The sequence below is a fragment of the SAR86 cluster bacterium genome (genome assembly GCA_029268615.1).
In the GTDB taxonomy this organism is placed as follows: domain Bacteria; phylum Pseudomonadota; class Gammaproteobacteria; order Magnimaribacterales; family Magnimaribacteraceae; genus JAQWNM01.
In genome coordinates, this window is record JAQWNM010000009.1 from 48278 (window position 1) to 62146 (window position 13869).

15 protein-coding genes are annotated in these 13869 nt (G+C 34.7%); 8 read left to right on the forward strand and 7 right to left on the reverse strand.

Annotated elements, in window-relative coordinates:
* The first annotated feature begins 83 nt into the window (after positions 1–83).
* A complete protein-coding gene (locus tag P8J93_03925) occupies positions 84–1220 on the forward strand; it encodes an iron-containing alcohol dehydrogenase (GenBank protein MDG2060951.1) in 1137 nt (378 codons plus the stop codon).
* Positions 1217–2575, forward strand: a complete 1359-nt coding sequence (locus P8J93_03930; GenBank protein ID MDG2060952.1) for a cytochrome P450 — start codon at positions 1217–1219, stop codon at positions 2573–2575. Before P8J93_03925 ends, P8J93_03930 begins: the two co-directional genes overlap by 4 nt.
* 138 nt (positions 2576–2713) lie before the next feature.
* Here P8J93_03930 and P8J93_03935 read toward each other — a convergent pair whose 3' ends face one another.
* Together P8J93_03935 and P8J93_03940 are read right to left on the reverse strand one after the other, a co-directional pair.
* Positions 2714–3493 (reverse strand): Bax inhibitor-1/YccA family protein, encoded by a 780-nt coding sequence (locus P8J93_03935; protein MDG2060953.1) that lies wholly within the window; start codon positions 3491–3493, stop codon positions 2714–2716.
* Between the two features lie 15 nt (positions 3494–3508).
* Entirely contained in the window at positions 3509–4021 is a 513-nt protein-coding gene (locus P8J93_03940) for a DedA family protein (protein MDG2060954.1), read from the reverse strand.
* A 71-nt stretch (positions 4022–4092) separates the two neighbouring features.
* Here P8J93_03940 and P8J93_03945 point away from each other — a divergent pair, with 71 nt between their 5' ends.
* From P8J93_03945 to P8J93_03965, 5 genes are read left to right on the forward strand one after another with little or no spacing between them, the layout of a single operon-like run.
* Positions 4093–4641 carry an NUDIX hydrolase gene (locus P8J93_03945; protein MDG2060955.1) on the forward strand — a complete coding sequence of 183 codons (549 nt, stop codon included), beginning with the start codon at positions 4093–4095 and terminating at the stop codon, positions 4639–4641.
* A gap of 1 nt (position 4642) precedes the next feature.
* Positions 4643–5215 (forward strand): YqgE/AlgH family protein, encoded by a 573-nt coding sequence (locus P8J93_03950; protein MDG2060956.1) that lies wholly within the window; start codon positions 4643–4645, stop codon positions 5213–5215.
* A gap of 43 nt (positions 5216–5258) precedes the next feature.
* A complete protein-coding gene (locus P8J93_03955) occupies positions 5259–6011 on the forward strand; it encodes a GDSL-type esterase/lipase family protein (GenBank protein ID MDG2060957.1) in 753 nt (250 codons plus the stop codon).
* Positions 6008–8062 (forward strand): protein-disulfide reductase DsbD family protein, encoded by a 2055-nt coding sequence (locus P8J93_03960; GenBank protein MDG2060958.1) that lies wholly within the window; start codon positions 6008–6010, stop codon positions 8060–8062. Before P8J93_03955 ends, P8J93_03960 begins: the two co-directional genes overlap by 4 nt.
* A complete protein-coding gene (locus P8J93_03965; GenBank protein MDG2060959.1) occupies positions 8059–8673 on the forward strand; it encodes a redoxin domain-containing protein in 615 nt (204 codons plus the stop codon). The genes P8J93_03960 and P8J93_03965 overlap by 4 nt, the downstream gene beginning before the upstream one ends.
* Before the next feature lie 3 nt (positions 8674–8676).
* Here the strand turns inward: P8J93_03965 and P8J93_03970 are convergent, their stop codons facing one another.
* Positions 8677–8997, reverse strand: coding sequence for an SCP2 sterol-binding domain-containing protein (locus P8J93_03970; protein ID MDG2060960.1), 321 nt, complete (start codon positions 8995–8997; stop codon positions 8677–8679).
* Positions 8998–9137: 140 nt separating this feature from the next.
* Between P8J93_03970 and P8J93_03975 the strand changes: the two genes are divergently transcribed.
* Positions 9138–10151, forward strand: a complete 1014-nt coding sequence (locus tag P8J93_03975; GenBank protein MDG2060961.1) for an aspartate carbamoyltransferase — start codon at positions 9138–9140, stop codon at positions 10149–10151.
* On the opposite strand, the gene P8J93_03980 is transcribed toward P8J93_03975, so the two are convergent.
* The 4 genes from P8J93_03980 to P8J93_03995 are packed head-to-tail and all read right to left on the reverse strand — an operon-like array spanning position 10152 to position 13817.
* Positions 10152–11315 (reverse strand): PLP-dependent aspartate aminotransferase family protein, encoded by a 1164-nt coding sequence (locus P8J93_03980; GenBank protein ID MDG2060962.1) that lies wholly within the window; start codon positions 11313–11315, stop codon positions 10152–10154.
* Positions 11316–11320: 5 nt separating this feature from the next.
* On the reverse strand, positions 11321–12688 hold the full coding sequence (locus P8J93_03985) for a pyridoxal-phosphate dependent enzyme (protein MDG2060963.1): 1368 nt from the start codon (positions 12686–12688) through the stop codon (positions 11321–11323).
* Between the two features lie 38 nt (positions 12689–12726).
* The gene (locus P8J93_03990) at positions 12727–13620 is read right to left on the reverse strand and encodes a fatty acid desaturase (GenBank protein MDG2060964.1); all 894 of its coding nucleotides are present in this window, start codon (positions 13618–13620) and stop codon (positions 12727–12729) included.
* Positions 13596–13817, reverse strand: a complete 222-nt coding sequence (locus tag P8J93_03995) for a hypothetical protein (protein MDG2060965.1) — start codon at positions 13815–13817, stop codon at positions 13596–13598. The genes P8J93_03990 and P8J93_03995 overlap by 25 nt, the downstream gene beginning before the upstream one ends.
* Positions 13818–13869 lie beyond the last annotated feature (52 nt).

The following is a 13869-nucleotide window of genomic DNA, read 5'->3' on the forward strand; positions in this document are numbered from 1 at the left end:
TTTAAAGATAAATTTAATTATCAGATCTCACTATTCCTTTTATCTATATCCATGTAAACTTTAAATCAATATTTTAAATATTAATGACAAATTTAAACTTTATTAATAGTCCTTTTTTTGATTATGGCGCTCTTGATCAAATCTCAAACATTCTTGAACATCATAATATTAAAAAACCTCTTATCTGTTCGGATCCAGGCATTAAAGATGCAGGTCTTTTAGATAAGCTAAATAATCAAATCTCTAATAAGTTTTCTCCCATACTTTTTGATAAAACTCCAGCTAACCCAACAGAGGAAGCAGTATTAATAGCTTTAGAAGCTTACAAATCAGAGGGTTGTGATGGAGTTATAGGTTTTGGAGGTGGCTCTAGTATAGATCTGGCAAAAGCGGTTTGCTTAATGGCAAACCACAGCGGTTGCTTAAGTGATTATTCTGCTAACGAAGGGGGAATGGAAAAAATAAAGAAAACAGCACCATTAATTGCTATACCAACAACATCTGGAACCGGAAGTGAAGTCTCGAGCGGATCAGTTATCGTAATGAATGACGGCAGAAAATTAATCCTAGTCAGTAAAGAATTGATACCTGCATCAGCTATATGCGATCCATCTCTTACTCTTGGACTTCCAACTGCAATGACAGCTGGAGGTGGAATGGATGCTTTAACTCATTGCATAGAGGCAATACTCTCACCGGTCATCGATCCTCCTGCAGAAGGTGTTGGCTTGGATGGAATTGAAAAGGTTGTCAGGGAAGGGAATTTAATAAAGGCAGTGCAAGATGGAAGCAATACTGAAGCGAGATGGAATATGATGATGGCAGCAACGGAAGGCGCCATGGCTTTTACTAAGGGTCTTGGAGCAGTCCATTCTATGAGTCATGCCTTAGGAGCTAACCAAGAACTAAGATTACATCATGGAACTTTAAATGGGGTAATTCTTCCTACCATATTACGCTTTAATTATGGGCATGTTGGTAATAAATATGAAAGAATAGCAAGAGCAATGGGCAAGGATGAGTCTGTAGATCTATCTGAAGAAATAGAGAAACTAAATCAGCAAATAGGTCTTCCTGCTAATTTAAAAGAAATGGGTGTAACTAATGATATGATTCCTGGTCTGGTAGAACATTCAATGGCTGATGTATGCAACTTTACCAACCCAAGATCAGTCACAGTTCAAGATTATGAAAAACTTTTTATGGAGGCCATTGGATGAGCACAACATCAGAATCATATGATCAAAGAAAAGATAATAGAGAATTAAAAGATTTTGATGGGGATTACGGCTATCCGTTTCTAGGCAAGACTGTCTCCTTAGTCAAAGATCCTTATATATTAATGCAAGATCATTATGACAAATATGGTCCAGTTTCTAGAATGGCATTTGTAAGAGGTCAGAGGTCCTTATTGATGCTAGGACCAGAATACAATCAACCAATTTTATTTGATAGAGATAGAAATTTTAGTTCCAAAACAGGATATGCTGGCAGCTTAGGACACTTTTATGAAGAAGGTTTACTTTTAAAAGACTTTGATGAACATAAAAAACTAAGAAGAGCTACGCAACCAGCTTTTAAAACAGACTCATTGAAAGACTACGTAAGAATGGTCCAACCAATCCAAGAGTCTCATATAGATAAACTCCCGACAAATGAAGAGATTAGCCTTTTTCCTTTAGTAAAAGAAACTTTGTTAGATGTAGCCTCTAATGTTTTTGTTGGAATTAACGCTTCAGATAAAGAAGCTAAAGAATTAAGTAAGAACTTTATTAAAGTCAGTGATGGTCTAATAACACCACTTCCCTACCCTATTCCATTCTCTAAATATTGGAAAGGACAAAAGGCTAAACTTAAATTAAAGGCATTCTTCGAAGAAAAAATTAATGTTAGAAGAGATTCTGACAATCCAGATATTTTTACCCAAGTCACTAAAGCCAAGACTGAAGAAGATGAATATTTAACAAATCAAGAAATATCAGGTCATATGTCTTTTCTACTTTTTGCTGCTCACGATACCACGACTAGCACTTTATTAAATCTGATGTTTTATCTTGGCAAGAATAAGAATTGGCAAGACAGGCTAAGAGAAGAAGTGCTTTCGATTAATAAAAAAGAGCTTGATTATGAAGATTTAAATTCCATGTCAGATACTGAGCTAGCCTTCAAGGAAACACTCAGATTACATCCGTCAGTAATGATGTTAACAAGAAGGAATATAAATAAAACAGAAATTGAAGGTCATAAAATACCTGCGGACACAATTTTAACTCTATCTCCAAGCTTTGTTCACAGAATGCCAGAATGGTGGGATGATCCTTTGAAATTTGATCCCGAAAGATTTAGTGATTCAAGGGCAGAAGATAAACGGCATCCATTTAGCTATATACCATTTGGAGGAGGAGCACATAAATGTATAGGAATGCATTTTGCCTTGCTTAACTTGAGAATATTTATATTCCAAACCTTAAAAAAATATTCTATAGAGATAGATGAAGATTATAATCCCTACTTTCAATCCTTCCCAATGCCCATGCCTTCAGATGGGTTAAAAGTTAAATTGAAGAAACTTTAGACTATTTTCTCCTAAACCATTTAATTTTATTTTCTCTATTTCTTTGACTTTCTGAGGCCTTGAATTTCCCCAAATATAAAAAGATTACTAAAGAGACAAAAGTTATGCCTCCAAAGATAAGAGTATTAATATCCATTTTTATCGAGATCTTAACTTAGCTAGGAGTCTAAGTATTTCTAAATACAACCAAACTAAAGTTACCATCAGGCTGAAAGCTGCAAACCATTCCATGTATTTAGGCAGCCCTCTTTCTGATCCTTCTTCTATAAAATCAAAATCCAATACTAAATTCAAAGCTGCTATAGCGACCACAAATAGGCTAAAACCAATACCGAATAATCCATTTGAATGGATAAACCCTATTCCTGAACCGAAAAAACTCATTACAAAACTAATTAAATAAAGCACCATGATTCCGCCAGTAGCTGAAACAATCATCAGTTTAAAATTTTCAGTAGGTTTAATGAGGCCTGTTTTATAGGCTAAAAGTAATACTGCTAAAGTACCAAAAGTTAAGCCTACCGCCTGAATAACTATTCCAGAATATTGGGCTTCAAATATTGCAGAAATACCTCCCAAAGCAAAACCTTCTAGAAGCGCATAAATAGGTGCAGTAATTGGTGCCCAAGTTTTCTTAAAGATCGTTACTAATGCAGCAATTAAGCCTCCTATAGCCCCCATCATTGTGAGACCCATTACAGAAGCTGGATCTCCAGTCAAAAAAAATTGATTCCAAGTCCAAGTTGCTGTGATCAGGCAAAGGATTAAAAGAGTAGCAGTTTTATTAACAGACCCTGCTAAAGTCATCTTCTCAGATATAGGTAAATCCTTGAATTGAGCATCTTCTTGAAATGAATTAGCTCTAAACATAGGATTACCTGATCTACCAAAAGTAGAGAGGGCATTATGTTTTGTCATTTCTATATCCTTAAATTATGAAAAAAATAAAACAATATTATCTATTCCTAACAAGATTAATGCTAGTGAAATTGCCCATAAAAAACATGCAAAGAAATCACTTAAAATAAAAATTCTCCAAGGCATAGATGAAAGACCTGTAAAAAAAGGAATAAATGGCCTGATGGCTGGAATAAATCTACCTAAGAAAACAGCTCCCCAACCATATTTAGTTATAAAGGCTTCTGTTTTATTTATTTGGGTTTCTCTTTTTTTAAGAAAATTTGTTTTTTTTATTTGAGGCCCTAAGGAAAGACCTAAATAATAACTCAATACATCTCCGATCAAAGATCCCAGGCCAGCATAAATACTTAGAATAACAATATTTAAACCAGCCTCATTAAGAGCCATAGCAACTAAAAGTAAAATAATACTTGGCCAAAATGTTCCGACTAAAATAAAAGATTCAAAAAATCCAACTAAGCCAATACTTAAACTTCCGTATTCCGGATTTTGAGATATCCAATTAATGATTTCTTCAAAACTCATAAAATCTGCTCTTTTAAAGATTATAATTACATAACTAAACTACTATTTTTACTTATATACTAAAAATTAATATGGTCAGTAAATGGAAAACACTGAGTTCGAAAACTCTTATACATAATAAACTTTTTGATTTAAAAGAAGAAAAAGTTTTATCACCAGAAAATAATGAATTTCCCGTCTGGGTTATGGAGTCACCAGCTTGGATTAATATAATTCCTATCACTAAAGACCGGGAAGTGATCATGATAAAGCAATATAGATTTGGGAATAAAGAAATTACCCTTGAAATACCGGGAGGAATGTCTGAGCAGGGAGAAGATCCTATGCAAGCTGCTATTAGAGAGATGCTTGAAGAAACTGGATATACCTCAACCAACGTTCTAGAAATTGGTTCAGCTTCTCCTAATCCTGCATTAATGTCCAATCAGGTAATTTCATACTTAGCTCTGGATGTGGAATTTATCGAAAAACAAAATTTAGACACCATGGAAGATATAGAGGTTGTCAAAATTAATCTAGGTGATATTCCTCTTTTAATAGATGATAAAACAATAGACCATTCTTTGGTAATAAGCGCTTTTTACTTTTACGAAAGATTTAAAAAAAATAATTACTTATAAAATGTCAGGCAAAGATATAGGTTCTGATTATAAAGATAAAATTCTTTGCTTTTCCCCTACGGAAGAAGAAACCTCTTATTTCTCTAAAAGCCTGATATATATATGCGAGCATAGCGATGAAGGTACTCTTGGTCTTATCATTAACCGGCCATTACAAATTAGCATGACTGATTTCTTTAAAAGTATGAATATAAAAATTCTTGGTTCTTTGTCACAGGACTTTCTTCTTATGGGAGGACCGGTCAACCCTGGAGCTGTTTTTATTTTGCACAGCGCTGATACAGAATGGGAGTCAACAATGCCCATAAATAAAGATGTGAGCTTAAGCACCTCCATAGATATATTGCGAGCCATTGCAAATGGAGACGGTCCGGCAGATTATCTAATTACTTTAGGGTATACAGGTTGGGTTCAAGAACAATTAGAACAAGAGATTCTTGAAAATGCTTGGCTTGTAGCTCCTAGTAACTATAAAGTACTCTTTAAAATGAACCCTGAAGACAAGATTCGAGGGGTATCTGAAGTATTGGGATTTGATATTCAAATGGTTAGCCCTAAACCAGGTAAAGCTTAATAGAATGAAATTTATACACTTTCTACTAATTATTTTTTTAATCATGTCTTGTTCTGACGATTCATTCAACACGCTGACTGATCAAGAATATGAAAAAAGAATTTTAGAGGAAGCAACAATTTTAAATACAACTCTCACAAAAACAGAAATAAAAGAAAGAATTGATGAATTAAGAAAATACAGTGATATGAATAGATTTGATGATGATATTTCTAAATTTGTATTTGAAGATTCTAAAAAAATGCCGCCTCTGAATTCTTTTCTCTTTATAGGAAGTTCAAGCATAAGATACTGGGAATCCCTTAAGGAAGATATGGCACCATTTTTAGTGATTAACAGAGGCTTTGGTGGAGCCCATATTGCGCATGTAAACAAGCATTTCAGTAATATAGTTGAGCCTTATATGCCCAAAGCTATAATTTTTTTCTGTGGGAGTAATGATATAAATGCTCTTAAGAACCCCATGAAAGTAGTTGAAGAATTCAGAGATTTTTATGCCAAAACTCAGTTAGCTTTTGAAGACACAAAAGTCTTTGTTATTAGCATTAAACCGTCCATTGCACGTGATCATCAAAGAAAAAAACAAAATCTTTGGAATGAAGCAGTGAGGAGGTTTGCCAAAAACGAAGAAAATCTTGTTTTCATTGATATCGTTCCAAGCATGATGACTGATGGGAAAGCTAACCCTGTTTTTTTTACTGAAGATGGTTTGCACATGAATAAAGAAGGGTATGCACTTTGGACTAAGACAGTTAAACCAATTCTTAAAGAGCACTTTGAAGGAGAAACATTGTGATAAGACTAAGATCCTTAATTTCAAAATTTTATATTCTAATACTTTTAGGTTTAGCTTATGTTCCTTCCATGCAGGCTTATGAGTATCAGGATGCAGGTGAGTCTAGTATTGAAATAATTACAGAATCTAAAACACTAGTAGCAGGGGATGATCTTCTCATAGGTCTCAAATTTAAACTGAACCCTGGTTGGCATACCTATTGGAAAAACCCTGGTGATGCTGGTGAAGGTGCATCTATAACATGGACTTTACCAGACGGAGTAAATGCATCAGATATCCTTTGGCCAGGGCCGGAGACAATTCCTGTTGATCCATTAATGACTTTTGGTTACGAAGATGAAGTCATCTTGCTGACCCAAATATCTTCTGATCAGGATATAGACTTCCCTATCAACCTTTCAACAAAAGTAAGTTGGTTTACATGCAAGGATATTTGCATACCCCAAGAAGCAGAAGTAGATATTCAGATTATCGAAGGACAAAAAACCACGACTAAAAATACTCTCATCTTAGAAAAAGTATTAAATAGTTTATCCAAACCTTTTCCCTATGAATATAGATTAGAAGAACTTGATAATAATTACTTCCTGCAATTTCAATTTGATAAACCAGGTAACATTGTAGAAAGTTATTTTTTTCCTGAAGACTATGGAGTTATTAATTATTCAAAAATTCAAAATATTGAAAAAAACAATCTGAGCGTAAGTTTAGAATTACCAATAGCAGATAACCAATCAGATCAGAAATTTTTAAAGGGCGTTCTATATATTCAAGAAATTGATAGCGTAAATTATTATGCAATAAAGAGTCCTTTAACAAATCAACCTGATAAAGGATTAGATCAATCCATAGGAGTCTTAACAGCAATTTTCTTTGCTTTTATAGGGGGCCTAATTCTTAATGTCATGCCGTGCGTATTCCCTATTCTATCTATCAAAATACTAAGCTTTATTGAGCAAAGCGATGGTTCAAGAAAAAAATTAGCTCAACATGGACTAATTTTTTCAGCAGGAGTCTTGTTTACTTTTCTGTTAATTGCAGGTTTATTACTGGCTATCAAGTCAACGGGGGAGTCAATTGGATGGGGTTATCAACTTCAATCTCCTATTGTTGTCTCAATATTAATTTACCTTTTTACTGCAATAGGAATTGTGTTTATGAATAACTTAGCAATAGGAGGTCAATTAGCGCAACTTGGAGGATTGACAAAAAATTCGTCAGACCTTGGATCTTCTTTTTTTACTGGAATGTTGGCTGTCATTGTTGCTTCCCCTTGCACTGCACCTTTTATGGGCTCTGCTTTGGGCTTAGCTCTATTACAACCAGGCTTGTCCTCAATATCTATATTTGTAGGATTAGGTCTTGGTTTTTCTGCACCTTATTTAATCTTAAGTTTCAATCCATCTCTCTTAAAATCTCTTCCGAAACCAGGAGAGTGGATGGAAACCATGAAACAATTTATGGCATTTCCAATGTGGGCGTCGGCTATTTGGCTTCTTTGGGTTCTTAGCGGTCAAGTTGAGATTCTTTCAGTTATTTTAGTCCTTTTAGGCGCTCTAATTATTTCAGTAGGTCTATGGATCTTAGAAAAGACTCAATTAACAACTGGTTATAAGAAAAGATTTGCGCAATTCTTTGCTTTGATTCTTGTTGTTTTTTCAATATGGCTTATTCCAACTGAGTATAGGAATAATGAGGCTTCATCTTTAAATAGTAATTTTTATACTCCTGAAAAAGTATCTGCACTTCGTCAAGAAAATAAATCTATATTCTTAAATTTTACTGCTGATTGGTGTATTACTTGCAAAGTAAATGAAGCAGTTGCCCTTAGTAGACAAAATGTTAAAAGTACTTTAACAGACAGAGAAATAACCTATTTAAAAGCAGACTGGACAAAAAAAGATGCTGTGATTGCAAATAAACTTGCTGAGTATGGCCGAACAGGAGTACCTTTATACCTGTTATTTTCAAAAGGAAAAGAGCCGATAATTTTGCCTGAGATTCTAACTGAAGATATTTTGATGAAATATCTTATGGAGGTCCCGAAATGAAATTTATTAAATTTATTTTATTCTTTTTACTAAGCATTTATTTTACTGCTATTACAGCCAGCATTAAAACGAATACAGACGCTCCGGAATTTACTTTATTAGATTCATATGGCAAAAAAGTTTCTCTAAGTAAATATAAGGGAAAGACCATAATTCTTGAATGGACTAATCATGGATGCCCCTTTGTGGCTAAGCACTATTCATCAGGTAATATGCAAAATACTCAAGACAGAGCCAAAGATTATGGAGCCGTCTGGATTAGCATCATTTCTTCTGCCGTTGGTACCCAAGGATATGTTACGAATAAAGAAGCTAATGAACTCACTCAATCTAGAAATGCTTCTCCTGATCATGTTCTTTTTGATGAGGAAGGAACGATCGGAAGACTTTATGATGCTAAGACAACTCCTCACATGTATGTTATTGACCCTCAGGGCTTTCTCAAGTACCAAGGAGCCATAGACGATGCAGGCGGGAGAGGTTTTATGTCCAAAAACTTACTTAAAGCCAATAATTATGTGTTAAATGCCTTAAATAATTTGACTAATAACCAAGAAATAAAAGATCACACAACTAAGCCTTACGGTTGTTCAGTAAAATATAAATCTTAACTGTTAGGCTTTAAAAACTTCGCCAAGTTTTTGGCCGAGAGCCATGTCACCGTCAAATTTAACTTTGCCTTGCATAAATGCTTGCATTGCTGCCGCTTGATCTCCAGAAAATATTTTTGTTACCGTATCAAAAGTATCAAAAGTTAGAGTCAAACCTGGCGAGTCATGGGTTCCCTCTTCTATAGTCAATTTCCCATTATTAATATCCACATAGAAATTGGTTAGATCTTCAATATTTAGTTGAATTGTGGCCTCAATTCCTTCTGCTCCATCTGCATTAAATGAACTTTCCAATTGTGATTTAATTTCATCAAATGTTGCCATATTTATTCTCCGCTATTTATTTAATCTATTCTTACACACAATACTCCTCAAATAAATCTCAAAAATAAAAGGTGATTTAATCTTGAGACATATATATCAAGAATAATGTTAGAATAGTTCTAAGTTCATAAAAAAATATATTGAATTTTAGCGGTAACCATATTCTATCAATAGATCAATTCGAAAGATCTGACATCGAGACACTCTTCTCTGTTGCTAAAGAATTAGAACCTTTTGCCTTAAAAAAGAAAGTAACTAGGGTGCTAGAAGGCGCCATATTAGGAAATATGTTTTTTGAACCCAGCACGAGAACTCGTATCAGCTTTGGTTCAGCATTTAACTTACTTGGTGGAGCTGTAAGGGAAACAACCGAAGTAGGCTCCTCGTCTTTAGTTAAAGGAGAATCTTTGGTAGATACGGCTCAAGTTCTTAGTGGATATAGCGATATTATTGTTATGAGACATCCAGAAACTAACTCCGTAAAAGAGTTCTCTGAAGCTAGTAGAGTTCCTGTTATAAATGGAGGAGATGGTTCAAATGAACACCCTACCCAAGCATTATTAGATCTTTTTACCATACAGCAGGAATTAACAACCAATAATAAGAATATTGATTCTCTTAGAATAGCTCTTGTGGGTGATTTAAAATATGGAAGAGCTGTCCATTCGTTATGCAAAGTATTGTCACTCTATGAAAATGTTTCATTTAATCTCATCTCTCCTGATGGACTAAGACTTCCAGAAGAGTACAAAGATCTTTTAATGACCAGAGGTATTGCCATAGAAGAAACAGAAAATCTAGAAAAAGGAATTTCCGAAGTTGATATTATTTACATGACTAGAATTCAAGAAGAAAGATTCAAAAATAAACAAGAAGCTAAAAAATATAAAGGTCTATTAAGCTTAAATAAGAATATTTATACCCAGAACTGCGAACCAAACACAGTGATCATGCACCCTCTTCCCAGAGATTCAAGAAAAGATGCAAATGAACTTAATGCAGATCTTTACAATAATCCAAACCTTGCGATTTATAGGCAAGCAGACAATGGAGTGCTGATTAGGATGGCTCTTTTTGCTCTTGTTTTAGATGTTGTTGATGAAATTGATACTAATACCAGGGACGTAAATTGGTACACACCATCTAAGTCTTGATTAAGCCAGGGCTTGGTTTAAGTCATCTAGCAAATCATCTAAAGATTCTATACCAACTGAAATACGGACCAAGCCATCTACAACCCCTATTTCTTCTCTAAGTTTTTTTGGCATTGAAGCATGAGTCATGATGGCTGGATGTTCTATTAGACTCTCTACTCCTCCTAGACTTTCTGCCAATGAAAATATATTGGTCCTTTCTAAAAATTGAGAAGCTTTTTCTAATCCGCCTTTAATAATAATTGTGATCATACCCCCGAATAAAGGCATTTGTTTTCTTGCTATATCATTCTGAGGATGACTTTCTAATCCAGGGTAAATTACTTTCTCAATAGATTCATGCTTTTCAAGGAATTGAGCAATGGCCAAAGCATTTTTACAATGACACTCCATCCTTACTGCTAACGTTTTTAAGCTGCGTAAGACTAAAAAGCTATCGAACGGTCCCATGACAGCACCAATGGCATTAGCTAAAAAAGTCATTTCCTTGGTTAAATCTTCTCTAGAAGGAGAAGTAACAACCATACCTCCAATTACATCTGAATGACCATTTAAATACTTAGTAGCAGAATGCACGACGATATCAAAACCTAAATCAAGAGGTTTTTGGAGATAAGGAGAGCAAAAGGTATTATCGCATACAGATATTAGATTATGTTTCTTTGCAAAATTACTTATCTCTTTGAGATCTACTATCTTTAATAAAGGATTTGTTGGAGATTCAACCCAAATCATTTTAGTATTAGGTTGAAGAGACGCTTCAAGATTTTCCAAAGAGCTTAAATCAGTAAAAGTAAAATCAAGACCAGAAGATCTTTTTTTTACGTCTTGAAATAGCCTGTATGTTCCTCCATAAAGATCATCCATTGCAATGACATGATCTCCTGAACTTAAAATTTCTAAGATAGTAGACATTGCTGCCAAGCCCGAAGAGAAGGCAAAGCCAGATTCGCCATTTTCTAAAGAAGCCATACAATCTTCTAAAGCTTTTCTAGTTGGATTTCCGCTTCTTGAATAGTCATAACCTTTGTGCACTCCAGGACTCTCTTGCACATAAGTTGAAGTAGCAAAAATTGGAGTCATGATGGCTCCAGTTGAAGGGTCAGGCTCTTGTCCGTCATGAATAGCCCTAGTTTCAAAACCTTGTTTATTTTTTTTACTCATTTCTATCAATCAGGCCTCATTTTATTTCTATATCTGTTTATTAGATCTACCTTAGTTATAAAACCTAAGAAAATATCATTATCCATAATAATAGCTACTTTTCCTTGTTTCAGTATAGGCATGATACTTTGTTCTTTCTCATTTACCTGAAAAGACTCAAGTTGAGTAACCATAAAAGACTCAACCTTTGTTTGAAAATTATTTTTATTTCCTTCGAGAGAGAAGAGTAAATCTTCTTCATCTACTATCCCAACTATTTGAGAATCTTTTAATACTGGGAGTTGCGAGACATCCAAACTTCTCATTCTGTTGTATGCAATTAATAATGTATCCGATGGCGACACACTAAGCATCTGATTCAAATCTGCCCTTCTATTTATTAAATCTAATAAATTTCCATGCGTCTTTTTATTAGTCAGATTATTATCAAAAAGCCAAGATTGATTGAATGCTTTGGAAAGATACTTATTCCCTGTATCGCAAATAAATGTCACTACTCTTTTAGGCGAGGTTTGTTTTTGACACCATTTTATAGCCCCTGCCAGCAAAGTGCCACTTGAAGAACCGCCTAAAATACCTTCATTTACAAGGAGTTTATTCAAAGTCGTAAAAGCATCTAGGTCTGAGACAGTGACAGCATCGTCTAATTTATTTAGATTTAAATTTGGTGGAATAAAATCTTCTCCAATACCTTCAACCAACCAACTCCCTCCTTCATATTTAAAATTTCCATTTTTTACCGCATCTGCTATTACTGAACCCTCTGGGTCAGCAACTACCATTTGGATGGAGTTATCTTTAACTTTCAAGAATTCTGCTAACCCTGTCAAGGTACCTCCTGAACCTACTCCAGCCACAACTGCGTCAAGCCTACCCTCCATTTGGTTCCATATCTCTGGACCTGTTGTAGTTTCATGCGCCAAGGGATTAGCAGGATTACTGAATTGATCCGCTATGAAAGAATCTGGTGTTTCTTCGGCAATTTTCTTTGCTAAATCTTGGTAATATTCAGGATGTCCTATTGCAACATCAGATCTAGTTAAAATAATCTCTGCTCCCAATCCTTCTAAATGTAAGATCTTTTCCCTGCTCATTTTGTCAGGAATAACTAAAATAATCTTATAACCCTTTAAAGCAGCTACTAGAGCTAAACCAATCCCAGTATTTCCTGCGGTTGCTTCAATTATGGTTCCGCCGGGTTTAAGATTGCCAGACTTTTCTGCCTCTTCAATAATAGAAAGTCCAATTCGATCTTTAATGGATCCACCTGGATTCTGGCATTCTAATTTAACATATAGATCACATAAGCCGGTATCAAAAGTTGAAAGTTTTAGTATGGGGGTATTTCCAATCAGATCTAATATTGAATTCATCCTAAATTCCTATTAAAAGGAATAATTATACCTTGTATTTAGATATTGATCATTGGGTTATAAGTAACCTTTTCCGGTATTTTTTCTGCTCCTGGAACGCCCCTAGCAATCAAAAAAGGTTTTAATAATTCAATTGCTTTAGGCTCATCAAAATGCCCAATACTTGGATGAAGGTGGTGGATAAAATGAAGTTGCATAGAGTGATTAATATATCGAGGCATCCAGTGACTCCAAAATCTGGTGTCTTTATAACGACCTACATCTAATTGGTAATGTGGGTACCACGAAAAAAATACTGACGTATAAAAAGTACCAATTTTTCTAGGTATCCACCATAAGAATAAGGTCTGTAGTGGAAATAGAATTACCAAAATTAATTGCGTTAAACCTAATATACTTGCTGCTATGGATCCTTTCTGAAAGGCCTTAATAAACGCCTTGTCATTAGCAAAGTTTTCCATCATAGCGTCATATTTTTGAGCACCATCACACACTTTCAATGCCACTTCTCCTATATTCTTTGAGTCTTTTACATCGTAATCAAAATCTTTATCCGGTTGATTAGTGTAGGCGTGATGCTTCATATGTGTGGCTCTCATAATTTCGTATGGAAAGCTAAGGGTAATTAGAGAAATATTTCCGATAAAAGAATCGAGCCATCGTAAATTTGCCTTGCCTCTTGAATAATTTCCATGCTGACTCTCATGCGAAGGCAAATAAGCCATGCAGGCACATAAAATGGCAACCACAAAACCAAGCCAAAGAGGTAAAATCTCGTATATCACTAATGGCCATAGAGTAAGCCATATAAGTGCCTGTCCAAGACCTATTGCCATCATCTCCCACTGAAATCTTTGGGATAGATTCTTAGCTATTTCCTTTTCTCGCTCAAAGGAAAACTCTGCAGCTATGTCTTCAGATGCCATAACCATGTCCCTCTTATTTTCGCTACTAATCCTATTAAAAATCCAGCTCCAAAACAAACTAAAGTGAGATAAGGTTGATTTTCCAATATTCCAATTTTAGGAGCTACAGCATTAAAAATGCTTCCCCAAAAGATTAAACCAAACCAAACTTTTCGCCAGTTTGCAATGTGCGCGAATAAAATCTCTACTAACTTACTTGTCATATGTAATTATATTAAACTTAACTATAATTTCTGAAAAGGTTTTAATCAAGAA

Excerpts from the sequence above, each read along its gene's own strand:
- P8J93_03925 (MDG2060951.1), top strand. The coding sequence starts at position 84 with ATGACAAATTTAAACTTTATTAATAGTCCTTTTTTTGATTATGGCGCT.
- P8J93_03930 (MDG2060952.1), top strand. The coding sequence starts at position 1,217 with ATGAGCACAACATCAGAATCATATGATCAAAGAAAAGATAATAGAGAA.
- P8J93_03935 (MDG2060953.1), bottom strand. The coding sequence starts at position 3,493 with ATGACAAAACATAATGCCCTCTCTACTTTTGGTAGATCAGGTAATCCT.
- P8J93_03940 (MDG2060954.1), bottom strand. The coding sequence starts at position 4,021 with ATGAGTTTTGAAGAAATCATTAATTGGATATCTCAAAATCCGGAATAC.
- P8J93_03945 (MDG2060955.1), top strand. The coding sequence starts at position 4,093 with ATGGTCAGTAAATGGAAAACACTGAGTTCGAAAACTCTTATACATAAT.
- P8J93_03950 (MDG2060956.1), top strand. The coding sequence starts at position 4,643 with ATGTCAGGCAAAGATATAGGTTCTGATTATAAAGATAAAATTCTTTGC.
- P8J93_03955 (MDG2060957.1), top strand. The coding sequence starts at position 5,259 with ATGTCTTGTTCTGACGATTCATTCAACACGCTGACTGATCAAGAATAT.
- P8J93_03965 (MDG2060959.1), top strand. The coding sequence starts at position 8,059 with ATGAAATTTATTAAATTTATTTTATTCTTTTTACTAAGCATTTATTTT.
- P8J93_03970 (MDG2060960.1), bottom strand. The coding sequence starts at position 8,997 with ATGGCAACATTTGATGAAATTAAATCACAATTGGAAAGTTCATTTAAT.
- P8J93_03980 (MDG2060962.1), bottom strand. The coding sequence starts at position 11,315 with ATGAGTAAAAAAAATAAACAAGGTTTTGAAACTAGGGCTATTCATGAC.
- P8J93_03985 (MDG2060963.1), bottom strand. The coding sequence starts at position 12,688 with ATGAATTCAATATTAGATCTGATTGGAAATACCCCCATACTAAAACTT.
- P8J93_03990 (MDG2060964.1), bottom strand. The coding sequence starts at position 13,620 with ATGGTTATGGCATCTGAAGACATAGCTGCAGAGTTTTCCTTTGAGCGA.
- P8J93_03995 (MDG2060965.1), bottom strand. The coding sequence starts at position 13,817 with ATGACAAGTAAGTTAGTAGAGATTTTATTCGCGCACATTGCAAACTGG.